This is a genomic window from Liquorilactobacillus mali KCTC 3596 = DSM 20444 (assembly GCF_000260415.1).
Classification (GTDB): Bacteria; Bacillota; Bacilli; order Lactobacillales; family Lactobacillaceae; genus Liquorilactobacillus; species Liquorilactobacillus mali.
On the sequence record NZ_BACP01000064.1, the window covers coordinates 21,002 to 44,282 of the forward strand.

At 36.2% G+C, this 23,281-nt stretch carries 23 protein-coding genes, 1 other RNA gene, 1 pseudogene and 1 other annotated feature; of the genes and pseudogenes, 24 read left to right on the forward strand and 1 reads right to left on the reverse strand.

Going from position 1 to position 23,281, the window contains the following annotated elements:
• Window positions 1-77 precede the first annotated feature (77 nt).
• From trhA to GSM_RS12095, 9 genes are all read left to right on the forward strand, one after another.
• Window positions 78-710 carry a PAQR family membrane homeostasis protein TrhA gene (trhA, locus tag GSM_RS12060; RefSeq protein ID WP_003687666.1) on the forward strand — a complete coding sequence of 211 codons (633 nt, stop codon included), beginning with the start codon at window positions 78-80 and terminating at the stop codon, window positions 708-710.
• A 64-nt stretch (window positions 711-774) separates the two neighbouring features.
• A complete protein-coding gene (locus tag GSM_RS12065; RefSeq protein WP_003687664.1) occupies window positions 775-1,473 on the forward strand; it encodes a ribonuclease H family protein in 699 nt (232 codons plus the stop codon).
• Window positions 1,474-1,478: 5 nt separating this feature from the next.
• Window positions 1,479-2,165 carry an NAD(P)H-dependent oxidoreductase gene (locus GSM_RS12070; RefSeq protein ID WP_390173852.1) on the forward strand — a complete coding sequence of 229 codons (687 nt, stop codon included), beginning with the start codon at window positions 1,479-1,481 and terminating at the stop codon, window positions 2,163-2,165.
• The gene (locus GSM_RS12075) at window positions 2,149-2,331 is read left to right on the forward strand and encodes a hypothetical protein (protein WP_003687660.1); all 183 of its coding nucleotides are present in this window, start codon (window positions 2,149-2,151) and stop codon (window positions 2,329-2,331) included. The genes GSM_RS12070 and GSM_RS12075 overlap by 17 nt, the downstream gene beginning before the upstream one ends.
• Window positions 2,332-2,350: 19 nt before the next feature.
• Entirely contained in the window at window positions 2,351-2,836 is a 486-nt protein-coding gene (locus tag GSM_RS12080; RefSeq protein ID WP_003687658.1) for a universal stress protein, read from the forward strand.
• A gap of 129 nt (window positions 2,837-2,965) precedes the next feature.
• On the forward strand, window positions 2,966-4,306 hold the full coding sequence (locus tag GSM_RS12085; RefSeq protein WP_235720383.1) for a L,D-transpeptidase: 1,341 nt from the start codon (window positions 2,966-2,968) through the stop codon (window positions 4,304-4,306).
• Between the two features lie 42 nt (window positions 4,307-4,348).
• Window positions 4,349-4,716, forward strand: a transfer-messenger RNA (tmRNA) gene (gene ssrA / locus GSM_RS14785).
• 182 nt (window positions 4,717-4,898) lie between these two features.
• Window positions 4,899-5,624 (forward strand): response regulator transcription factor, encoded by a 726-nt coding sequence (locus GSM_RS12090; protein WP_003687652.1) that lies wholly within the window; start codon window positions 4,899-4,901, stop codon window positions 5,622-5,624.
• Window positions 5,624-7,075, forward strand: coding sequence for an ATP-binding protein (locus tag GSM_RS12095; protein ID WP_003687650.1), 1,452 nt, complete (start codon window positions 5,624-5,626; stop codon window positions 7,073-7,075). Before GSM_RS12090 ends, GSM_RS12095 begins: the two co-directional genes overlap by 1 nt.
• Before the next feature lie 266 nt (window positions 7,076-7,341).
• Here GSM_RS12095 and GSM_RS12100 read toward each other — a convergent pair whose 3' ends face one another.
• Window positions 7,342-9,510: an LTA synthase family protein gene (locus GSM_RS12100; protein ID WP_003687648.1), complete on the reverse strand. Its 2,169-nt coding sequence runs from the start codon at window positions 9,508-9,510 to the stop codon at window positions 7,342-7,344.
• 214 nt (window positions 9,511-9,724) lie between these two features.
• Between GSM_RS12100 and GSM_RS12105 the strand changes: the two genes are divergently transcribed.
• The 15 genes and pseudogenes from GSM_RS12105 (at window position 9,725) to hisC (ending at window position 23,227) form a co-directional block, all read left to right on the forward strand.
• Complete coding sequence (locus tag GSM_RS12105) at window positions 9,725-10,912, forward strand: class I SAM-dependent methyltransferase (RefSeq protein WP_003687646.1); 1,188 nt, start codon at window positions 9,725-9,727, stop codon at window positions 10,910-10,912.
• An 87-nt stretch (window positions 10,913-10,999) separates the two neighbouring features.
• Entirely contained in the window at window positions 11,000-11,857 is an 858-nt protein-coding gene (locus GSM_RS12110) for a GRP family sugar transporter (RefSeq protein WP_003687644.1), read from the forward strand.
• A gap of 250 nt (window positions 11,858-12,107) precedes the next feature.
• The gene (locus tag GSM_RS12115; protein ID WP_003687643.1) at window positions 12,108-13,457 is read left to right on the forward strand and encodes a glucose-6-phosphate isomerase; all 1,350 of its coding nucleotides are present in this window, start codon (window positions 12,108-12,110) and stop codon (window positions 13,455-13,457) included.
• A 155-nt stretch (window positions 13,458-13,612) separates the two neighbouring features.
• Window positions 13,613-14,545, forward strand: coding sequence for an alpha/beta hydrolase (locus GSM_RS12120; RefSeq protein WP_003687640.1), 933 nt, complete (start codon window positions 13,613-13,615; stop codon window positions 14,543-14,545).
• 15 nt (window positions 14,546-14,560) lie between these two features.
• Window positions 14,561-15,406, forward strand: a complete 846-nt coding sequence (gene hisJ / locus GSM_RS12125; protein ID WP_003687638.1) for a histidinol-phosphatase HisJ — start codon at window positions 14,561-14,563, stop codon at window positions 15,404-15,406.
• A 51-nt stretch (window positions 15,407-15,457) separates the two neighbouring features.
• Window positions 15,458-15,694 (forward strand) — a binding site (T-box leader).
• 51 nt (window positions 15,695-15,745) lie between these two features.
• Window positions 15,746-16,915, forward strand: a complete 1,170-nt coding sequence (locus GSM_RS12130) for an ATP phosphoribosyltransferase regulatory subunit (RefSeq protein WP_003687636.1) — start codon at window positions 15,746-15,748, stop codon at window positions 16,913-16,915.
• Entirely contained in the window at window positions 16,881-17,531 is a 651-nt protein-coding gene (gene hisG / locus GSM_RS12135) for an ATP phosphoribosyltransferase (RefSeq protein WP_029327448.1), read from the forward strand. The genes GSM_RS12130 and hisG overlap by 35 nt, the downstream gene beginning before the upstream one ends.
• An 11-nt stretch (window positions 17,532-17,542) precedes the next feature.
• A complete protein-coding gene (gene hisD / locus GSM_RS12140; protein WP_003687632.1) occupies window positions 17,543-18,829 on the forward strand; it encodes a histidinol dehydrogenase in 1,287 nt (428 codons plus the stop codon).
• A gap of 1 nt (window position 18,830) precedes the next feature.
• Entirely contained in the window at window positions 18,831-19,415 is a 585-nt protein-coding gene (gene hisB / locus GSM_RS12145; protein WP_003687631.1) for an imidazoleglycerol-phosphate dehydratase HisB, read from the forward strand.
• A complete protein-coding gene (gene hisH, locus GSM_RS12150) occupies window positions 19,416-20,027 on the forward strand; it encodes an imidazole glycerol phosphate synthase subunit HisH (protein ID WP_003687629.1) in 612 nt (203 codons plus the stop codon). It begins immediately after the preceding gene.
• Window positions 20,027-20,750, forward strand: a pseudogene (gene hisA, locus GSM_RS14350) (1-(5-phosphoribosyl)-5-[(5-phosphoribosylamino)methylideneamino]imidazole-4-carboxamide isomerase). The gene hisH and the pseudogene hisA overlap by 1 nt, the downstream one beginning before the upstream one ends.
• Window positions 20,740-21,498 carry an imidazole glycerol phosphate synthase subunit HisF gene (gene hisF, locus GSM_RS12160; protein WP_003687625.1) on the forward strand — a complete coding sequence of 253 codons (759 nt, stop codon included), beginning with the start codon at window positions 20,740-20,742 and terminating at the stop codon, window positions 21,496-21,498. The pseudogene hisA and the gene hisF overlap by 11 nt, the downstream one beginning before the upstream one ends.
• The gene (hisI, locus tag GSM_RS12165) at window positions 21,495-21,818 is read left to right on the forward strand and encodes a phosphoribosyl-AMP cyclohydrolase (protein ID WP_003687623.1); all 324 of its coding nucleotides are present in this window, start codon (window positions 21,495-21,497) and stop codon (window positions 21,816-21,818) included. Before hisF ends, hisI begins: the two co-directional genes overlap by 4 nt.
• Before the next feature lies 1 nt (window position 21,819).
• Entirely contained in the window at window positions 21,820-22,140 is a 321-nt protein-coding gene (hisE, locus tag GSM_RS12170) for a phosphoribosyl-ATP diphosphatase (protein ID WP_003687621.1), read from the forward strand.
• Window positions 22,141-22,150: 10 nt separating this feature from the next.
• Window positions 22,151-23,227: a histidinol-phosphate transaminase gene (gene hisC, locus GSM_RS12175; protein ID WP_003687620.1), complete on the forward strand. Its 1,077-nt coding sequence runs from the start codon at window positions 22,151-22,153 to the stop codon at window positions 23,225-23,227.
• The last annotated feature ends 54 nt before the right edge of the window (window positions 23,228-23,281 follow it).

The following is a 23,281-nucleotide window of genomic DNA, read 5'->3' on the forward strand; positions in this document are numbered from 1 at the left end:
TTTCATTTTTATGTTACCTAGACTTGAAATCTATGTTATATTAACTATACAACTACTTGATGTAAGGAGAGATAAGGATGAACACAAAGGAAAGATTATTAAATGAAATCTGGAGTAGTATTACTCATGGGATAGGAGTTACGCTTAGTATAGCTGCTTTTGTCTTGCTAATAATTAAAGGTGTTACAGAACATAGTGGGGTAGTTATGACTTCATTTTTAATATATGGTATCTCGTTAATAACTTTATATACATCATCAACACTATTCCATTCGCTGTATTTTACAGGGGCAAAAACTTTTTTTCAGGTGATGGATCATTGTAGTATCTTTATATTGATTGCAGGGACATACACACCCTATTGCCTATTAGCAATTAAGGGTACTCAAGGTATCTGGATGCTAGCCATTATCTGGGTGTTAACAGTGCTTGGAATCTTATTTCATTTGTTTATACACAATGATAGGCTTCAATGGATTGAAACAGTAACGTATGTCTTGATGGGATGGCTATGTTTGCTGGGGGCAAAGAGTTTGTTTCTTTCACTTGGAAAAGTCGGGTTTGCTCTTTTATTGATAGGTGGGCTGATGTTTACTTTTGGAGCGGGTATTTACAGTATTAAGGGTGTAAAGTATGTACATGTTTACTGGCACATTTTTGTAATGCTTGGTTCAATTTCCATGTTTTTTTCTATTTATCTTTTCTTATAAGTATAAAAAGCTAATGGGATAGTTTAAACTGGATTAATGTATTATAATCAGTTACAAAGTGAGGATGATTAAAATCGCATTTAAGTATTATGTTGTGTCTCAGGGTAGAAAACCTGGAATATATAAGTCCTGGTCTGAATGTCAAGTACAAGTTCAAGGCTATCAGCAAGCAAGGTTCAAGGGCTTCAATGATTTTGGAGAAGCGAAAGCATGGTTAGGTAATCCAAATAAGTTTATCCAAAAAACATCAAATCAGATGAATAATAGTTCGAGTCTAGAGAAACAGGCCGAGATAATCCTATGGACCGATGGGGGTTCACGCAATAATGGTAATAAAAAAGGGCAACATGTAAAAAAAGACGATAAAGCAGCATGGGCGTTCTTATTCATCAATAATAATGAGAATTTCTCACAGTCTGCAGGTGAGTATGGTGCTACAAATAATCGAATGGAGATCATGGCACTTCTTATGGCATTAAAAGAACTAGAAAGGCAAAGCCTAAACAACAATCGAATACTGGCGATTCTTGATTCTAGATATGTCCTTGATGCGGTTAATAAGAATTGGTTGTCTAATTGGAAAAGACGTGGTTGGAAAACATCAGCTGGAAAACAGGTAGCTAATCAAGAACTTTGGCAAGAGCTAGCAATTCAGCTTAATAAGTTTCCCAATATTAGTTTTAGTTGGACTAAGGGACATTTGAATAACAAGGGAAATATATTTGTCGATGAGTTGTTGAACAAGACGATGGACAAGATGTAATGGAGGTGGCTGGCTTGAAAACATTAGTGGTTGTTGCACATCCGGAGATTAAGGATTCCAGTACACAACAATTTTTAAAGGAAGCCGCAGAGTTACAGCAAAATGCTACATGGTTAGAGCTGAATAATGAGACTCTGAATGAAGTCACTAAAAATAGAGAATTGTTACGGTCAAATCAGCGAATTATCCTGCAGTTTCCATTGCTTTGGTATAGCGCACCAGGAATATTATTTGAGTGGCTGAGATTGACTTTACAACAAGATGACAAGGTATGGCTAAGTGGTAAAGAACTTGGAATCGTCGTAAATATTGGTCAATCTGAAGAAGCATACCGATTAGGTGGAAGTGTGGGATATTCTCTTTCAAGCTTACTTAGCCCAATCGGCTCATTGGCAAACAACTTGGGATTGAGATTAATTCCATATTTTGTAATCGAAAAGTTTGTGTACCAGACCGAAGCGGCTAGGAAAAGATTGTTGGTTGATTATTTACAGTATCTTGAGTTAAATCAACCTACTAATTTTGAGGAAAGGCAAGACTGGGCAATTAAATTTTTAAAAGAAATAAGAGCTAAGGAAGATAATCCTAAAATAAAATTAATACTTAATACTTTTATTGAACAGAAAGAGAGATTGTCCGAACTAAAAGATGAAATTAACTTGATGAGGAAAGTTGATGACAATGAATACTAGCGAATGGTTAGTGGCCGAAGCGGCTGGATTGGCTAAAAAAGAAAAGGATTATAAAAAGCGAGCTTTTTTTGAATATTTAGCTGAATTGTGTGGAGAACAAGGAAAGAGAATTGAACAAGCGGAAAGCGAATTAGATGGACGATTGTGGAATCCACAAAAATGGTAAAATGAAGGGAAGCGGCAATATGGCAGTAGATGAAAAAGCTTTACAATTTGAAATAGAGGATAAGCCGTTTGCAAGAGTTCTGGTGGCTGTTGATCAAGATGACTCTAGTTCTTCAATTAGAGCGTTTCAGTTTGCGGTCACACTTGCATTCAGAAACCATGCAAAATTGGGGATAGTCTCAATACTTGAATTAGAGGATATAAATGTTTTTGAAGCACTTAGTCCTGAAAAGCGCAATAAAATTAGCGATACTTTACTTGCTGATGTTGAAGTATATGTCAAAATAGCAAAGAAACACGGCGTTGAAGATGTTGAGGGGTTTGTAGCAGAGGGGAAACCAGCGCCTACAATTATTTCCGATATTATACCGACTTTTGAACCGGATGTATTGATTTGTGGTTCAAAAACAAAGCATGTAAGTAGTCGTAAGAAAATCTTTATCGGTTCTCAAGCTAGTTATTTGGCACAGAATTCTCCATGTTCAGTTTTAGTAATACGTAAATAACATATTTTAATTTGCAAAAGAGTTATATCTGAAGTTCTTTTATGTTATCCTATGAGTTAAATTAATTAATATGAGGTGATTAAAATTAAACATAAAGTAGTGTTAGCTGTTGCAGGAGCTGCAATTTTTTTGATTGCAGCAATCGTTGGCGGTTACACGTATTATCGTTCAACTCATTTCAATAAGAATGTACAAATAAATGGTGTTTCGGTTGGTGGTTTGAGCGAGAAAAGTGCACTTGCACATTTGAAGTCAGAAAAGATAAACAACGATGTTTATTTGAATGGGAAGCTGTTTCTTAAGGGGAAGAAAACAAATTCTGGATTTACCCAAAAAGATTTGAGTAAGGTTAAAGAGTTACTTAAGAAGCAGTGGTCTTTTTTTCCGCGGTCTAAGAAAATAAGCTACCAAATAACACCATCAAATGTGAGTGATTATAGAAACAAAGTCATTAAGCCAAAGCTGAAGCAATTATTGAACAGTAAAAATAGTAAATTGACTGCCGCAGTTGATTCACACGCAGTTTTGCAATATGGTAAGATTTCGTATACTGTTTCCAAAAAGGGGAACCAGTATGATGTTGCTAAGATTTTGGCAGCGTATGAGAAGCAAAAAAATCAACCTACTACGAATATAAAGAAGTATATTATCCAACCGGTGACAAGTTTAAGTAGCCAAGTACAAAAGCAAAAAGCAAAGCTAGAGACGCTGGCCAAGCGAACAGTTGTGTATAAGGTACAACAAACAAGTTATACTTTGTCAGGCAAGAATGTAATTAGTCAGGCGACATATATCGGCGGAAAATATCAAATTGCACAAGATGGAATACTAAATGAAGTCAAGAATATTAATAGCAAACAAGCAACGCTACAAAAGGGAATATCATTCAAGACTCATGCCGGAAATGTTGTGAATGTCCCAGGTGGAACTTATGGGTGGGCACTAAAGGGTAGTGATTCGTATGAAACAATCAGTAATGCTTTTATTAACAATTCAGGTGAGGTAGATGCAGCTTCTGATATATACGGTGTTGGTTATCTGACGTATGGAACTGGCTATGATAATTCGGCAAATGATGGTATTGGTACAACTTATGCAGAAGTATCAATTCAAGATCAGAGAGCATGGTTTTATATAAATGGCAAAGAAGTCTATACAACCAATATTGTAACGGGTAAACATAGTACGAATGAAGATACTCCGACAGGCGTTTGGTATATAATGTATAAACAGTCTCCAGCCACGCTAGAAGGTAGTGAAGCCGGAAATGCAAATTATTCTGTAAAAGTTAATTACTGGGCCCAATTTACAAGCAGCGGGTGTGGTTTCCATGATGCAAGCTGGAGAACGGATTGGTCAAGTACGGCGTATCTGAATAATGGCTCCGGTGGATGTGCTAATACACCAAGTGCCAATATGAAGAGTGTATACGACAGTCTTTCACAAAAAGAAGCAGTGGTTGTTTATTAATCTACTTTAGTTATTTTGCATATTATGTTATTATTTAGCTATGGGGATGTTTTGGATTCGACAGGTATAGGTCGAGCTTGGACTGCGTTTCGTAGTTGCGTGACGTAAAGACGCTCAGTTAAATATAACTGCAAAAAATAATAACAATTCTTACGCTTTAGCTGCCTAAGCGCGCTCTAGTGTAGATCTGCCCGATATCGTCCATGTATCGGTCGCAGGTCCTAAATTAAGTGGACTTACGCTGAACGCTCCCATCTGAAGCTGACAGAAGAGATTAATCAGGTTAGTCATTAATGTTAGCCTTGTCGTATGGCGCGATTAATGGTGAATTTTAAATGATATGACTATGAACGTAGATGTTTAGGTGACGATATGCTTGGACGCGGGTTCGATCCCCGCCATCTCCATATGAATTGAGGGTTGTTGAATTATCAAAGAAATTCAACAGCCTTTTTTGCTATAAAAAATCTAGTTTTTTTATTTCTTTTCAGAAATTTCAAACAAATGCAACATTTTTAGTATAGGATAATTTGATAGTAGTATTTTTAACTTTTCGGGGTATAAAGTGTGTAAAAAAGGATGGGTGGATAACTTGAAATTATTAATGATTGAAGATAACAAATCTGTTTCAGAAATGATGGCAATGTTTTTTAAAAAAGAAAATTGGCATGTTGAATATGCCTATGATGGACTTGAAGCATTATCTAAATTTAAGGAGAGTCCGACAAGTTGGGATATGATTACTCTCGATCTAAATCTCCCAGGGATGGACGGAATTCAAGTTAACAATGAGATTAGAGCTATCTCCACAACGGTTCCTATTATTATTTTGACTGCTCGTGATTCAGAAAGTGATCAAGTACTAGGGCTTGAGATGGGGGCAGATGATTATGTTGTTAAACCGTTTAGTCCAATAACTTTGATTGCAAGAATAAAGGCGTTGCACAGAAGAGCTGGGCTAGCCAATAGTAGTACTGCTTCTGTTGAACAAGAGGACATTGATTCATTTGATGTAATAACGGATCATTTTAAGCTGAGTACAAAAACCAGAGAAGCGTATCTCTACGGTAATATGATTAAAGATCTTACTCCCAAGGAATTTGATCTTTTAAAGACATTATCACAAAAGCCAAGACAGGTCTTTTCGAGAGATCAGTTATTGCAGTTGGTTTGGCATTATGAATTTTACGGAGATGAGAGAACAGTTGATGCACATATCAAAAAACTGAGACAAAAAATTGAGAAAGTTGGGCCACAGGTAATTCAGACAGTTTGGGGGGTAGGATATAAATTTGACGACCTTGAGGTGAAAGAATAATGAAGTTAATTTATCAGCAAATGCTTGCCTTCTTCATACTAATTATGACCCTTTTGCTGATTTTAGGCTTTTCTTTTTTCCACATAACGCGTGAAGTGATTTATGAAAATACGTGGCAACAATTGGAAGGATATGCTTATAGTCTAAAGAATCAGTCTATGATGATTCAAAACCAGGATGGCAAACAAGTTTTGACTTTAAATGTTGATAAGTTAAGAACTAGTGAAGTTTTATTGAGCAATCAACAAGTACATTTTACTATATATACTAGCCGAAACAATACTTTGTATCCCAAAACTGGATATAAGTCAGTGATTTCGGCTAAGGATTGGAAAAAGCTAAAAAAGGGTGAAATTTTAAGAAGAAAAAGTGACTTAGGTTGGCGCGGATCAAATAAACAAAATGTACAGAATCAACAAAGAATGACCGATATTTTAGCACCATGTTTTGATAGTTCTGGTAAGCTAGTAGCTGTTATTTCTGTAGGAGCTAAGGTCTCTAGTATCCAGGAATCATTTACAAGAATTCAGAAGAATCTTTTGTATGTATTACTTGTCTCAGCGCTTTTAGGAATTCTCATTAGTTATTTCTTGGCCCATTATACAACGAAAAGAATCGGTAAATTACGAAAAGCAACAAGAGCTGTTGCAAATGGAAACTTTGATGTTAGAGTAATTGACAACAAACGTGATGAGCTCGACGATTTGGCTAAGGACTTCAATAAGATGACAGTCTCCTTGAAAAAATCTAAGGAGGAGATAAGGCTGCAGGAACAAAGAAGAAGACAGTTTATGGCAGATGCTGCTCATGAGATGAGAACACCACTAACAACCATTAATGGACTCTTAGAAGGGCTTGTCTATGATGCTATTCCTGAAGAAGATAAGGATAATAGTATTAAGCTAATGCGAAATGAGACGAAGCGCTTGATTAGGCTTGTTAATGATAACCTTGATTATGAGAAAATTAGAAGCGGACAAATTGATTTGAGACAGTCAATCTTTAATGGTATGGATGTATTGAAGAATGTACAGGAACAGTTGCGTAAAAAGGCTGGTAATTCGGGAGATACAATCGAAGTTACTGGACCAGCAAAATTAGAAGTTTATGCTGATTATGATAGATTCGTACAGATAGTTTTCAATATTACGCAAAATGCAATCCAATTTACTGAAGATGGAACAATTACTATTTCTGCCGAGCGTGGACATAGATGCAGTATCTTTAGAATTTCTGATGATGGAATTGGAATGTCAAAAGAACAATTAAAAAATATCTGGGAAAGATATTATAAGGCTGATCCTTCACGTAAGAATACTAAATATGGTGAATCAGGTTTAGGCTTGTCTATCGTTCAGCAATTGATGGAGATGCATAAAGGTAAGGTAGAAGTAACCAGTAAAATAGGGATTGGAACTACATTTACTCTCATATTTCCCGATAAAAGATAGAGATTAACTGGAAGTGGAGGATATGAGGTCCAATACGAAGAGTGATTAGATGAATTGTTATATAAGTTTCTAAACAAATAAAGGAGCCAGCTCAAAATTAAACTTGAGCTGACTCTTTTATTTATTCTTTATAAATATGTTTCATAAGTCAAAATTATTCATCGCAAAGTATTCGCTATGTTTGTAATTTGGCATTAATATTAGTATTTAAATTTTATCGAATCATGTTGGTGTAACTAAAACATAGAAGGAGAACATTTTTATTGTTAATCGCCAGACGAACTAGAACTTTCACTAATAGAGGAGGAGTTTTTTGTGGATGCTACAGCACTTGAAACATTTTTTGCGTTATCATCTGTTGTTTTAAGTTCGGGTGCATCAGAAACATAATCAGAAATGGTTGTTTTATTTCCATTCTTACTCCATAAGCTAGTAGATTTCTTACCAAGGATTTTTTGGATTTTTGAAATTTCACCAAAATCGTCCTTATAATTGTAGTTTTTGGGATTAACGGGTGTAAAACCTTTTGGAACATAGAAACGTAGTAGATTCTTGTTATTCAATGTATCTGACAGCGTCAATTCGGTATTAACCTTTGCGCTTTCTTTCTTGATCTTAGCAGCTAGACTTGCTGAAGGATGTGTTATCTGAAGACCGGTGCTATTATCGTATATATTACCATTAACTACAGAATACTTAGGTGTTGTAAAGTTTTCATTTCGGAAAGCAACCACCTGATCATGTTCACTAGAAAAAAGGTCCGTCCCGAATTGAATATATCTCTTAGAGCTGATCCCCAGTAGATGAAGCAATGTTGGCAAGACATCAATTTCTCCGCCATATTGTGTTTGTACACCACCATTTTGAGTTCCTGGCAAATGAATCATAAACGGCACGCGTTGCATTTGAAGGTTATCATTGTCGGTCCAAGTGGATGATGATTTACCCAGCAACGATGCTAATTTCAGATTACGTGAGTTAGATATACCATAGTGATCACCATATATGATAATCATTGAGTTATCATATAGTCCACTTTTCTTCAAATAATCAAAGAATTCCTTAACAGCCTGGTCTAGATAATGAGCAGTTACAAAATAGTTGTCAACGGAAGTATCACCTGTATCGGCTGCTTTGAAACTTGTATTTTGACTATCTAATTCATATGGAAAATGATTAGAAACAGTAATAAATTTGGCATAGAAGGGCTGTTGAAGTCTTTCTAAATACTTAACAGAATCGTGGAAAAGTAATTTGTCCTTTAAACCATATTCCGTGAGGTTATTAGCATTTGTATTAAAATAGCTTGCATCGAAGAAATTTTGATATCCTAAGTTTTTGTACACATTACTGCGATTCCAGAAAGAACCCTTATTCCCATGGAAAACAGCACTTGAATAACCTGCTCTTTGATTCAAGATTGCTGGGGCTCCTTCAAAAGTATTGTCGGTTCCAAGTGATGAAAAAAGTGACCCTTGAGACAATCCATATGTGCTAGTCTCAAGCATATTTTCGGCATCTGAAGTCTTTCCTTGTCCCACTTGGTTAAAGAAATTGGAGAAGCTGTAAGTAGATTTACTATTGTAAATACTATTTAAAAAAGGTGTAACTTCTTTTCCATTCAAACGAAAGTTAATTAGGAATTGTTCAAAGCTCTCTAAATGGATAACGATAACATTGCGTCCCTTAGCAATGCCAAACATACTAGAATTTGCTTTCGCATAATGCTTTTTTGTAAATTTCAGAATGCTATTTAAATCTGAACTTGTTGCCTCATTGCGAACCTGATTATTCTTGGCAGTTTTTAAACCGTCATACAGCGTAAAGGTATCAATTCCTAAATATTTGACCAAGTAATTACGGTCAAAAGCTCTAGTCAGTAGCTGAGGGCGACCTATTTCGCCAAGCGTAATATTAAAAACAAGAAAGAAAAGGGCAAATGACGTTATAGCAGCCGCATGCTTTGTTGGAATAGGGTGACGGTCAAATTTAATAAACCGAGTAGCAAAACCAAGAATAATCAAAATAATATCGATAAATATAATGATGTCTTGTGGTTTTAATAATGCAAAAGAGCTAGTTGTTAATCCTTCTGAGACAGAAGAGTAACCAAAAATAACGTTAATAGTCATAAAATCAGTAAATTCACGATAATAAATGACATTAAATAACAGTAATGCTGAGTTTGCAATGTATATTAGAAAAAGTGTCAAATAGGCTGGAGTTGTGCGCTTTATATATAAAGCGCAGCCAAAAAATAAGACAGTTGTTGCTATAGGATTAATTAAAAGAACTGCATATTGATAAATTCCAGTAACTCCAAGCTGAAAGTCAATTAAATATACAGCAATCGTTTTTAGCCAAAAAAGAAAGACTAATAAGAGAAAAAAGCCGAAACGCGAGCTTAAACTCTTTTTTAGTTTTGATAAATACACGAGGGTAGAACCGTCCTTTCCGAAAAGTTCACTGAATGACTTATTCTAAAACAAAAAATTAAATTAAGTCAATTTACGATGGCAATAATTATAAAAGATTTAGTAACTAAATAAGAATTTGAATTAATTGGCTGATAAAAGTAAATTAATCAGAGTTTTTTATTAGAAAGTCTGTTATGATTAACAGTGAATATATATTATAGGAGATTTTTATTTGAAAACAATTGAAATTACAAAAGAAGCTGCAAGAAAATACAAAGATGGTTTTCCAAAATTAAGTGTGAGAGATTTCGTAAAGAACGGCTATGAGGAAGATGGTTCCTTAATTAAGCTGGTTATGGATAAGAAATTTGTTGCATATGCCTACGCTGCAAAGCAAAGAAACTCAGATGGTTGGATTCTTTCTTTAAATGAACAGCAGTACATTAATGTTGATTTTTATAGAAAACTATTTACAATGGCACAGGTCAAACGTACGAAATTTTATTATGATGAGGAAACTAATGCTTTTCGCTTCTTTAACGGGAGTGGGGATGGCATCGGTGGTCTGAATATTGATTATTTTGATGGATTCTATGTCTTCACTTTTGAGAATCGGGGAATTTATTATCACCGTGAAACGCTTTATGAGGCCTTTGGCATAGCTATTAATGACGCAAAAGGTGTATACGAAAAGCTGCAGTTTAACGTTCAAAACGATGGCTTGAAGAGAAGACATGTACAAGGTGACAAAGCTGCTGATGCGTTGGAGGTCAAACAAAATGGAATAAGTTTTGCTGTACATCTAAATAGTGGTGACTTTGACTTTAATTTTGAAGAACGCAATTTGCTACTAGGTCTAAAGGAAAAATATGCTTCTCAAAAAATTGTTTTGAGTTGTTTTAGCAAGAATGGTGCTGTTGCCGTTGCCGCTAAGGTTGGTGGTGCATTCAAGACGGTCAGCATTGATTTGAGTTCGAAAAACATTTCGAAGGCAAAAGAAAATTTTGAGTTGAACAATATAGATGCTGAGAAACAGGAAATACGTGCAATGGATATTACAAGCTATCTGAATTATGCACATAAGCATCATATTATGTTTGACGTGGTGGTATTAGATCCGCCAGTTTTTGTTCGTGGAAAGAAAAATTCTTTTTCTTTGAATAAAGATTATTTTGACTTAATTCAGCTGGCACTACAAAGTGTTCAAGATGGTGGCACAATGATTCTAACTGCCAACTCAGCAAGCATTTCAATGAAGAAATTTAAACAATTAGTTGCGGATGTATTTACTAATGCTGATTTTCATTATGAGGTCGAAGAGACTTTCCGGGCAGGCGAAGACTTTGCAGTCAATAAGTCTTTTGCAAAGGGAGATACATTTAAGGCAATTGTATTGAGTGTCTCTAAGGGTCGTGTATAAATTAATTTTATGAACTTGTAAAAAGCAGGTAAAAACTGATATAATGTAATGCCGCAGAGAGAAAAAGAGAAATGAGGTTTTTATATTATGTTAATTGCCCTAATACCCGCAATTGCGTGGGGAAGTATCGGGTTAGTAAGTGGAAAGTTAGGTGGAAGTGCCAATCAACAAACCCTGGGAATGACTTGGGGTGCCTTGCTTTTCAGCATATTAACTACGATTGTTTTTTGGCATCATATAGTCTTAAATACAACTGTAGAAGTTTGGATTGTTGGTATAGTATCCGGTCTTTTTTGGAGTTTAGGTCAGAATCAGCAGTTTCATTCGATGAAGGCAATAGGTATTTCTAATACAGTTCCGCTTTCTACGGGCTTACAATTGGTTTTTAATGCACTTGCTGGAGTTGTTTTATTCAGAGAGTGGACAACTTCACATCAGATTTCACTTGGAACATTAGCACTTTTCATTCTTATTGTTGGTGCTACGCTGACATCATTGAAAGATAATAAAGCGGCAAAAGAGAATAAAGCAGATAATTGGTCTCTTGGGATAAAGGCACTGGCACTATCAACTTTAGGATATGTTGGATATGCTGTAGTTGTTAAGTGGACAGGGGTAGATACTAAATCAATGGTATTACCACAAGCCTTAGGAATGGTTCTGGGTGCAAGTTTCTTTGCATTCGGTAAAGATGCTTTACGTAAAGAAACATATAAGAATGTGATTACGGGTCTTGTATGGGGAACAGGGAACTTCTTTATGTTTTTGGCAATTCCACTAGTTGGACTTGCAATCAGCTACTCATTCTCGCAGATGGGGATAATAATTTCGACATTTGGAAGTATTTTACTATTGGGTGAGAAAAAGACCACAAAGGAATTGAGATTCATTACTTTTGGTTCGATCCTAATAATTATTGGCGGAATTCTGTTGTCCAATATCTAATATATTATTTTATGAATTATCGAGGTTGCACTAAAGTTTAAACTTTAGGCAGCCTTTTCATTTTATAGATATTTAACTGGATGTTTAAAATAAAATAAATTATAATATAAGTATATTATAAGTTGTTGTAAGTTGTTCATAAGTAACTTTAAGTATATTTGCTTGATTTTTCGTAAAAAAGACCCACAAACTGAGAATTATATTGTATAATGACATTGGAATAAAAAAGAATAAAAAGGAGATACCCATAATGGCACATATTTCATTTGATAGCTCTAACTTAACAAAATTTATTCACGATAATGAATTAGGAGAAATGCAAGCGCTTGTTTCGGCTGTAGACAAGGAATTACGTGAAGGTACCGGTGCGGGAAATGACTTTAGAGGTTTTTTGAATTTACCTGCTGATTTTGATAAAGAAGAATTTGCGAGAATTAAGAAGGCAGCAAAAAAAATCCAATCAGATTCTGAAGTTTTAATTGTAATTGGAATTGGTGGTTCTTATTTAGGAGCTCGTGCAGCAATTGAGTTTATTCATCATGGTTTCTTTAATCTGCTTCCTGCAGAAAAGAGAAATGCACCACAAATCTTTTTTGCAGGTAATTCAATTAGTTCAACATATGTACATGATTTACTTGAATTAGTTGGTGACCGTGACTTTTCAGTTAATGTTATTTCTAAATCTGGAACGACAACTGAACCTTCTATCGCCTTTCGTGTTTTCAAGGAAAAATTGATTAAAAAATATGGTAAAGAAGCTGCTAAGGAACGTATCTATGCGACAACTGACCGTGCACGCGGGGCTTTGAAGACTGAAGCAGATGCCGAGGGATACGAGACTTTTGTCATCCCTGATGATGTTGGCGGCCGTTTCTCCGTGTTGACACCAGTTGGATTATTACCAATTGCTGCATCGGGTGCAGATGTAGATGCAATCATGCAAGGAGCAGCAGATGCTCGTGTTGCTTATCAAGATGCTGATTTGACAAAAAATGAAGCATATCAGTACGCTACATTGCGCAATATTCTTTATCGTAAGGGCTATACTACAGAAATTTTGGAAAACTATGAGCCATCACTCCAGTATTTTTCAGAATGGTGGAAACAATTGATGGGTGAGTCTGAGGGAAAGGATCAAAAGGGAATTTATCCTTCATCAGCTAACTTCTCGACAGACCTGCATTCATTAGGACAATACATTCAAGAAGGTCGTCGTAATTTAATGGAGACAGTCATAAAAGTTGCCAAGCCAAACCATGATGTAGAGATACCAAAGGAAAAAGAAAACCTAGATGGTTTGAGATATCTTGAAGGAAAATCAATGGATTATGTCAACACAAAGGCATTCCAAGGTGTTGTTTTGGCACATACAGATGGGGATGTACCTAATATGATTGTGAATATTCCAGATCGCAGTGCATATACGCTTGGATACACAATCTACTTCTTTGAAATAGCTGTTGCAATTTCCGGTTACTTAAATGGGATTAACCCATTCAACCAACCAGGTGTTGAAGCATACAAGAAGAATATGTTCGCATTATTGAATAGACCAGGATATGAAGATTTAAGCAAAGAATTGAATGATCGTTTGAAGTAAATAGGTTTTAAAGAGATATGCTAAGGATAGAGTTTGAATTAATCTAGTACAAGTTGACTTTGTGTTGTTGTAACAACACAAAAGTTTAACTTGTACTTTTTTTTAATAAAGATAATAATTGTTTTTGTAAGTAGTGAAGTGTTGGAGGTAAAGAGATGAGAAAGAAAAATTTATTTGTGAGTGCAGTTTTAGGGACAGGTATTGCGGGAGCAGTTTTGGTAAGCGAATATTTGTTTAAATTTGCGTTTAAAAGAGTTGACTATGTTCCAGAGGCGGCTGCTGATAAACAAAAGTATGCTGACAGTTACTGGAAATATGTGGAATGGTTTAAGAAAACTACTAAGGAACATTGGACTTTCTCAATTGATAATGAAAAAGAAAGTATGTCTGCATACTTTATAAAAGCTAAGAGCAGTTCACCAAACGTCGTAATCATTTCGCATGGATACAAGGGCAATGGCGAGACAATGGCAAGTTACGCAAAGATGTTTTATGATATGGGATACAATATCTTGTTGCCCGATGACCGAGGCCATGGTGAAAGTGCGGGTAAGTATATTAGTTTTGGATGGCTTGATAGATTGGATTATCTGAGATGGATCAATAAGGTAATTGACCGAATTGGAGCAAAGGCAAAAATCGTTTTGTTTGGGGTCAGTATGGGTGCTGCGACGGTTGAGATGCTGAGTGGAGAAGATCTACCTCCCCAGGTTGAATGTATCATAGCAGATTGTGGATACTCCAGCATTCATGAAGAGCTAACTTATTTATTGAAGCAGCAATTTCATTTACCAAAATATCCATTTTATCCACTAGTCAGTACAATTAACCACAGACGTTTAGGGTATTATCTAGATGATATTTCATCGATTGAACAATTAAAGAAAAATCACTTGCCAATCTTTTTTATCCACGGTGAAAAAGATGACTATGTTCCAAGTTATATGGCACTGGAAAATTATCGGGCAACAAATGCCGCAAAAGAATTGTGGATCGTAAGGGGTGCAAGTCACGCTGAAAGTTATTGGATTAATCCTGCTGAGTATAAAAAGCATATTGAAGATTTTTTGGACAAATATTTTATTTAGATGAGGTGAAATTCTATGAAAAAAGATGGGCACACACATACAGAGCTTTGTCCGCATGGCTCGGGTGATTCTACTGCTGAAATGATTGAAAAGGCGATTGAACTTGGCTTTTCAGAATACTGTATTACTGAACATGCACCACTGCCAAAAAGATTTGCGTCAGAATTTAGAGGAAACATCGAGGGATTAGAAACAGCATCGCTTAAGTGGTCTCAACTAGATGATTATTTTAAATTATGTGCGAACTTACAAAAAAAATATGGTGATGTTATCAATATTAAGGTTGGATTTGAAGTTGATTATCTGCCCGGATTCGAGAAAGAAATCAAGCAATTTTTGGATGAGTATGGAGCACAAACACAAGAAAATATTTTATCGGTTCATTTTATGAAAGGCGCAGATAATGGTTTTTGGTGTGTCGATTACGATACGGTAGAGTTTGCTGATGGGTTTTCAAATTTTTTAGCAGATCCGCAAAATCTGTATCATAGATATCTTGAGCTTATTCAGCAGGCAGTTTCAGCAAACTTAGGAAAATATGCGCCACAAAGAATAGGCCATATGAACCTGATTAAAAAGTATCAAGATTATTTTGAATTACCAGCAAAATTTGATGCTAATAATCTTGAACTGATTACCAGCATTTTAAATAATATTAAAATCCAAATGCGAGAGCTGGACTTTAATACAGCTGGATTGTATAAACCATATTGCAATGAGGTATATCCAGGGAGTCAGATTATGCAGATGGCTTGCGAAAAGAAGATTCCTCTTATATTTGGGTCTGATGCTCATTCAATCGCTGAGGTCGGGCATGGATATCATCTGACAGATTTTATAGAAATACTTGACAGAAAGTAGGTTCGAGTGTATGCTTATCTAAAATTAATGAAACTAATATATTTCTAATAAAGAATGATTTTGATTAGGAGAGTAGTCAATTACCACTCGTGAAGAGAGTCTCCGGTGCTGGAAAGGAGACCGAAGTGATTGGTGAAACACACCTATGAATCAATGGATCGAACGCCACTTTTGGCTAGTAAATTTACTCGGATAAGCTCGTTAAAGCTGTTGAATTTGTATTCAACATGAGGTTGGTGCTGTGAGGTGCTGACAAATTGAGGTGGAACCGCGGTAATCGTCCTCTTAGTCTAATTTTAGACTAAGAGGACTTTTTTATTTTTAAGGAGGCATTAACGGATGCATAAAGTCAATTTACCACTAGGTACAAGAGATGGATTTGGGAAACGTGAATCAAAGAAGTATCACATTAAAACTGAGATTGAGAAGAAGCTTCTTGAGAATAATTTCATGAAAGTAAGTACGCCCTTGCTGGAACACAAAGAAGTTTTTGCAGATTTTGACCTTAAACAGATGGGTACATATCAATTACTTGATAGTAATGATGACAGCTTAATATTGCGCCCCGATTTAACATTACCATTGGCACGTTTTTTGGCTACTAATAATGTGAAACTCCCACAAAGATTTTATTATGTTGGTGAACGTTTTAAGATATCGAAGGCTTTATCTGGCAAATATAATCAGATGACACAGGCAGGAATTGAAATTGTAGGGTATCCTTCAATTCGAGCAGAACTTGAATGTATGCTCTTGATCAATCAAATCAGTACAGAATTTCTCCAAGGAAAGGTCCAAATAGAATTAGGACATGCACAATTTGCTAACAGTATTCTAGATGAACTAACACAAGATGAACTCTTAAAAAAGCAGATTAAGACGGAGTTATTCAGAAAGAATATGCCTAAATATCTTGCTTATATATCCGTTTTTAAAGACAGAGAAGAGTATGAATTCTTAGAAAAGTGGCCGCGCTTATTCGGAAATATTTCTTGGGTTTTACGTAAAATAAAAGAATATGTATTACCAGAAAAAGCACAGCAGATCATCAATGAATTGACTCAGGTTACTTCTTGGTTGGAACAGCTGCCGAATCAGAAGGTCTTGCTAGATTTGAGTGTTGCCCCTCCACAAAATTATTATACTGGGATTACTTTCAAAGGTTTTATGGAAAGTATTTCTGAATATGTCTTTAGTGGCGGCAGATATGATCAGTTATTGGAGAATTTTCAAGAACAGGCTGAACCTGCTGTAGGAATGGGAATCGATTTGGAAATACTTGCGGATTTTTCTACTATTTCAGTACAAAAAGAAAGAAAAGATTTATTATACTATCAACCTAATCAACTTGGTCTAGTAAATAAGATTCTTAATGAACACAAATTTGAATTATCAATGGAAGACGACTTAAAAAAAGCATTTATTGCTGCACGAAACCAAAATACTAAATTATATATGATTGATAAAGGGGGTAATTTACGAAATGTCACTGAAGATTGCTTTGACTAAGGGAAGAATTGAGGAACCAGTGATCGAATTGCTTACGGCTGCCGGAGTTGATTGCGAGCCGCTCAAAAACAAGAAAAGAAAATTAATAATTAATACTTCCGATGGAGAGTATCAGTTCATTTTAGCCAAGGGTCCAGATGTTACAACGTATTTAAATTCCGGAGTTGTAGATATTGGGATCGTTGGGAGCGACATCTTGACAGAACATCGTAATGAACAGTACGAATTACTGGATTTAGGAATTGGAAAGTGCCAATTTGTACTTGCCTCAACTACAGACTTTGAGATTAACAAGGAGGGACGCAGAGTAATCGGAACAAAATATCCACTGATTACGCAAAAGTATTTTGAATCGTTAGGACAAGATGTTGAGGTGATCAAGATTGAAGGTTCAGTAGAATTGGCACCATTGATAGGATTAGCTGACGCAATTGTTGATATCACAGAAACGGGGACGACATTAAGAGAGAATAATCTTTTTGTTTACGATTATTTGGACAAAGTGTCAACAAGATTTGTTGCTAATCGAATGTCGTTAAAACAAAAAGCGCGTGAAATATATTCATTAGTAGATAAGTTGGAAAAAGTTATTAAAAATAAAGAATTAATAAAATAGGGGCGGAAAAAATGAAAATATATCGTGAATCTTTAATTGAAATGAAGAAGATAGTTGCAAGATTAACTGAGCAGACGACCGATTTAGAAATTGAACGACGTGTTACTGCAATTGTTGAAAATGTCAGAAAAAATGGTGATGAAGCACTCAAAGATTATGAGCAAAAGTTCGATGGTATTTCACTAGACAACTTCAAGGTATCTACAGCAAAAATTGATGAGGCTTATGATAACCTGCCCAGTGAGATTAAGGAATCACTATTGTTGGCAAAGAAGAACATTATCAGTTACCACGAACTTGAAAAAGAACAAGGGTTTATTGATACTAATACTCCCGGGATTATTAGGGGGCAGAAAGTTACACCGCTAGAACGAGTTGGTATCTATGTACCAGGCGGTACAGCCGCATATCCTTCAACAATTTTGATGACGACATTGCCTGCAAAAATTGCCGGTGTAGGTGAAGTTATCATGGTGACACCACCACAAAAAGATGGAATCAGTCAAACTGTTTTGGCAGCCGCAAAAGTTGCTGGTGTTGACGCTGTTTACCAAATTGGTGGAGCACAGGCAATTGCAGCTTTGGCATATGGAACAGAAACAGTACCCGCTGTCAACAAGATTGTTGGACCAGGAAATATTTATGTTGCAACTGCAAAAAAACAGGTTTTCGGTAAGGTTGCAATTGACATGGTTGCAGGCCCTTCAGAGATTGGTATATTGGCTGATAAGGATGCCAAGCCTAACGAATTGGCTGCTGACCTACTTTCTCAAGCAGAACACGATGTACGCGCCCGCGCAATTTTAATAACGGATGATGAACAGTTAGCACAAGTAGTTAGCGATCAAGTAACAAAACAATTAGCAACGCTTCCTCGTAGGGATATAGCAACAAGGTCAATTAACGAACGCGGATTTATCGCCGTAATGAAATCTATTCCGGAAATGTTTGAATTGATGAATGTTGTTGCTCCAGAGCACTTGGAAGTACAGCTTGAAGATGCAATGAAATATTTGAGTTTAATCAGGAATGCAGGCTCGGTCTTTTTGGGCAGGTATGCAAGTGAACCACTCGGAGATTATGTTGCTGGACCAAACCATGTATTACCAACTGGTGGTACAGCTAAGTTTTCATCTCCATTAGGTGTTTATGACTTTGTTAAGAAAACATCATTTATCAATTTTTCAAAAGAGTCACTGGTAGACGATTTAAAAGCTATTACAACGCTTGCCCGTGTTGAAGGACTCGAGGCACATGCCCGCGCTATTGAAGAAAGATTCAATCAAAAGGAGAATTAATATGAGAGAAGCCGAAGTTACAAGGAATACTGCTGAAACAAAAATAAAAATCAAGTTGAACTTAGATAAGCAAACAGGAATCAAAATCAATACGGGAGTAGGTTTCTTTGATCATATGCTGACGCTCTTTGCAAAGCATGGACGTTTTGGTCTAGAAGTGATAGCGGATGGCGATTTAAATGTTGATCCACATCATACAGTTGAGGATACTGGGATTGTTTTAGGAATGTGTTTTAAGGAAGCTTTGGGAGAAAAAAAGCAAATTGAAAGATATGGAACAGCTTTCGTGCCAATGGATGAAACACTTGGTCGGGTTTGCGTTGATTTGAGTGGACGTTCATATCTTGTTTTTAAGGCAGAATTAGAGAATCCACGCTTAGGTGACTTCGAAACTGAAATTGTGGAAGATTTCTTTCAGGCGGTTGCATTTAGTACTGAGATGAACTTACACGCTGAAATTCTGTACGGGAGAAATACGCACCATAAGATTGAAAGTTTATTCAAAGCATTTGGCCGGGCAATGAGAAAAGCAGTAACAATTAATCCAGAGATTGAAGGTGTGAACTCAACGAAAGGAGTGATTTAAGTGCTCTCAATAATCGACTATGATGCAGGAAACACATTCAATGTAATTAAGGCATTTAAATATCTTGGAATTGAGGTTCAGTTAACAGATAATCCGGAGAAAATTATGAGAAGCTCTGGATTAATACTACCTGGGGTGGGTGCATTCGGACCCGCAATGGAAACTTTAGAGAAAAAAAATTTAATTGGCGTTATTAAAGAAGCAGTTTTGATCAATAAAATACCCTTGTTAGGAATTTGTCTCGGAATGCAGATGCTTTTTGAAAAATCAAGCGAATATGGGAACCATAAGGGGTTAGGCCTAATCCCAGGCGAAATTAGTGCTATTCCGGAAAAGAGTGGATTGAAGGTTCCTCAAATGGGCTGGAATGAGAACCATCTTAAGAAAGATGAAACTGATTTTGAATTTATTGCTAATGAATATACATATTTTGTACATTCATATTACGCAGTCTGCGACAAGAAATATTTAATTTCAACAGTTGATTATGGGGTGGAAATACCCGCGATGGTTCAAAGCAAGAATGTTTTTGGAACACAATTTCATCCTGAAAAAAGCGGTAAGGTAGGATTAAATATTCTAAAAACATTTTCAGAGAAGGTGGTTAAATAATGATTTTTCCAGCAATTGATTTGAAATCAGGTAAGAGTGTCCGTTTATACAAAGGTAACTTCGCAGAAGAAACATTAATAGAAGAGACACCTGCACTACAAGCTCAGAAATATCAAGAAGCTGGGATTAAGTGCTTGCATCTAGTTGATTTAGATGGCGCTTTGAAGGGAACACCACAAAACGAAACGGTTATCAAGGATATTAGGAAGCTCTTCACTGGACTAATCGAAATTGGTGGCGGTATTAGGGATTTGAACCGTGTAAAACACTATCTTGACCTTGGAATTAACCGTGTAATTATTGGGTCTGCCGCGTTATTCAATCCTGAATTCGTAGTTGAATCCTTAAAAGAATTCGGTGCAGATAAAATTGTAATAGGTGTGGATGGAACTAACGAGCTAGTAGCGGTAAACGGATGGTTGGACACATCAGATACAAAGATGGAGACTTTAATTGCTAAGATGGAACAGGTAGGAGCCAGAAACTTTATAGTAACCGATGTTCAAAGGGATGGTACGATGAACGGACCTAATGTTGAGCTATTAAAAAACTTAAAAAAGGTTTAATGGCTGCAACATTATTGCATCTGGCGGAATTCGTGATATTGAAGATGTAAAAATACTAGTAGCAGCTGGTTTGAAAGATATGGTGGTCGGCAAGTCATTGTTTGAAGGCAGATTGACATTACAGGAGATTGCTGAGGTGAACGATAATGCTGGCTAAGAGAATTATTCCGTGCCTAGATGTTGATAATGGGAGAGTAAAAAAGGGAATTAACTTTGTAAATCTTGTTGATGTTGGTGATCCTGCGACAATTGCGGCAGAGTATGAAAAACAAGGTGCAGATGAATTAGTCTTTCTTGATATTACAGCTACAAATCAAGAAAGAAGGACAATGAAAGAAGTAGTTGAGCGTGTTTCCAGTCAAGTGTTTATGCCATTAACGGTTGGCGGCGGCATTAAGTCTGTTGAAGACATGCAAGCATTGTTGCGAGCGGGGGCAGATAAGATTTCGTTGAATTCTGCTGCAGTAGCAACACCTAAACTAATAACGGATGGAGCAAAAAAATTCGGCAATCAATGTATCGTGGTGGCAATTGACGTTAAACGAAATGTGGAAAAGGATTATTACGAAGTTTACACTCATGGCGGTAAAACAGCCACTGGAATTGATGCGCTGGGGTGGGCTCAGAAAGTTGTCAAGCTTGGTGCAGGCGAGTTGCTTGTTACAAGTATGGATAAAGATGGAACCAAATCGGGTTTTGACATTGAATTGTACCAAAAACTGTCTGCACTGGTCGATGTACCGATTATCGCATCTGGTGGAGCCGGGACAAGTACAGATTTTACCAATGTTTTTCGGGAGAGTACAGTGGATGGGGCGCTGGCAGCGTCAGTTTTTCATTATGGTGAGATTACAATCCCCAATCTCAAGAAGATACTGAAAAATCAAGGGGTGAATGTTAGATGAGCAGACCTAATTTTGCAAAGGGCTTAATAACAAGTGTAATTGTTGATGATAAAACAAGCGATGTTTTAATGGTCGCATGGATGAATGAAGAAAGTTATGAAAAAATGATTGCGACTGGTGAAACCTGGTTTTGGTCACGTTCGAGGCAAGAATTGTGGCACAAAGGGGAGACAAGTGGCAATACACAAGTTGTGAAAAGTATTTTGCTAGACTGTGATCAAGATACGCTTTTAATACGTGTACAGCCAGCTGGACCAGCCTGTCATACTGGAAAACGAACCTGCTTTTTCGAAAAAATTAATTTCAAAGGAGAAAAGTAAAATGCAAAATCTAGAAGAATTATACCAATTAGTATTGAAAAGAAAAGAAAATCCTAAGGAAGGATCTTACACAGATTATTTATTCACCAAAGGGCTGGATAAAATTCTAAAAAAGGTTGGTGAAGAATCAACAGAGGTAATCGTTGCTTCGAAAAACCCTGATAAGAGTGAACTAGTATACGAAACTGCAGATTTGCTTTATCATTTGATGGTCCTTCTTGTAGAACAAGGAGTGGGATTTGATGAGATAAAGGTGGAGCTTGCTAAAAGAGAAGGTTTGATGAGTAAGACTAAGGATCGTCGTAAAATTCAAGACCTATAAGGAGATACTAATGAAATCGCAAATAAAGAAGATTGAGAATTATATACCTGAAGAGCCTATCGAGAGTGTAAAAAAACGATTGGGATTAGATAAGTTAGTTAGACTATCTGCAAACGAGAACCCATTTGGAACTTCTCCGAAAGTAAAAGAAGCAATTCTAAACTGGAATTTTGGAGAAGAAAACCGTTATCCAGATGGGTATGCAAATGACTTAAGGAACAAAATCGCAGATTTCATAGGTGTAGTTCCAGAAAAACTGGTTTTTGGGGTCGGTCTTGACGAAATTATTACGATGATTTCACGTATCTTCCTTGAGGCTGGGGATGAGGTAATACTTAGTAAGCCGACATTTTCAGAATATGCACTGCATGCTCAAATCGAAGGTGCAAAAGTTATTGAGGTCCCATGTTTACCTGAAAATGGGCACTATGATTTTGAAGGCTTTTTGAAGCAGATTACAGATAAAACAAAGGTTATCTGGATATGTAATCCTAATAATCCGACTGGAACGTATGAGGATGTTGATACATTGAAGACTTTCTTTGATAGTGTTCCAGATAACATTTTGATTTTGTTAGACGAGGCATATATTCATTATGTTACGAAAACCAAGAATGCCAGTTTTTTGTCAGAATTGGAGAATTACAAAAATGTGATGTTGTTAAGAACCTTTTCCAAAGCATACGGATTGGCAAATTATCGTGTTGGTTACGCAGTAATGGATGAGAAATTAGCAAACTATATGCAAGCAGTGAGGTTACCATATAATCTGAATTCACTTGCACAGGTTGCAGCAATAGCAGCATTGTCAGATCAGGATTTCGTCAATAATTCTGTTGAAAAGACGCAAATCGAGAGGGATAACTGGGAGAATTTCTTTAAAGAAAATAAGATTAAGTATTATGTTAGTCAGGCAAATTTTATCTTTTTCAATTATCCTGATGCTAATAAATTAGCGGATGAATTATTGAAGAATGGATATCAAATTAGGCGTGGTCTATTAAAGAATTGGTTGCGCGTGACAATTGGTTCAGAAAAAGATGGAGACAATCTACGCAGCATAATTTTGAAAAATAAAGAAATATAGTCCAATATAATTACGAAACTGCCATCAACTCTGATACAATGGATAAAAAGCAGT

Bases quoted from the DNA above. Each gene is read 5' to 3' on its own strand.
- trhA (WP_003687666.1), top strand. From the start codon at position 78: ATGAACACAAAGGAAAGATTATTAAATGAAATCTGGAGTAGTATTACT.
- GSM_RS12065 (WP_003687664.1), top strand. From the start codon at position 775: ATGATTAAAATCGCATTTAAGTATTATGTTGTGTCTCAGGGTAGAAAA.
- GSM_RS12075 (WP_003687660.1), top strand. From the start codon at position 2,149: ATGACAATGAATACTAGCGAATGGTTAGTGGCCGAAGCGGCTGGATTG.
- GSM_RS12080 (WP_003687658.1), top strand. From the start codon at position 2,351: ATGGCAGTAGATGAAAAAGCTTTACAATTTGAAATAGAGGATAAGCCG.
- GSM_RS12095 (WP_003687650.1), top strand. From the start codon at position 5,624: ATGAAGTTAATTTATCAGCAAATGCTTGCCTTCTTCATACTAATTATG.
- GSM_RS12110 (WP_003687644.1), top strand. From the start codon at position 11,000: ATGTTAATTGCCCTAATACCCGCAATTGCGTGGGGAAGTATCGGGTTA.
- GSM_RS12115 (WP_003687643.1), top strand. From the start codon at position 12,108: ATGGCACATATTTCATTTGATAGCTCTAACTTAACAAAATTTATTCAC.
- GSM_RS12120 (WP_003687640.1), top strand. From the start codon at position 13,613: ATGAGAAAGAAAAATTTATTTGTGAGTGCAGTTTTAGGGACAGGTATT.
- hisJ (WP_003687638.1), top strand. From the start codon at position 14,561: ATGAAAAAAGATGGGCACACACATACAGAGCTTTGTCCGCATGGCTCG.
- GSM_RS12130 (WP_003687636.1), top strand. From the start codon at position 15,746: ATGCATAAAGTCAATTTACCACTAGGTACAAGAGATGGATTTGGGAAA.
- hisD (WP_003687632.1), top strand. From the start codon at position 17,543: ATGAAAATATATCGTGAATCTTTAATTGAAATGAAGAAGATAGTTGCA.
- hisB (WP_003687631.1), top strand. From the start codon at position 18,831: ATGAGAGAAGCCGAAGTTACAAGGAATACTGCTGAAACAAAAATAAAA.
- hisF (WP_003687625.1), top strand. From the start codon at position 20,740: ATGCTGGCTAAGAGAATTATTCCGTGCCTAGATGTTGATAATGGGAGA.
- hisI (WP_003687623.1), top strand. From the start codon at position 21,495: ATGAGCAGACCTAATTTTGCAAAGGGCTTAATAACAAGTGTAATTGTT.
- hisE (WP_003687621.1), top strand. From the start codon at position 21,820: ATGCAAAATCTAGAAGAATTATACCAATTAGTATTGAAAAGAAAAGAA.
- hisC (WP_003687620.1), top strand. From the start codon at position 22,151: ATGAAATCGCAAATAAAGAAGATTGAGAATTATATACCTGAAGAGCCT.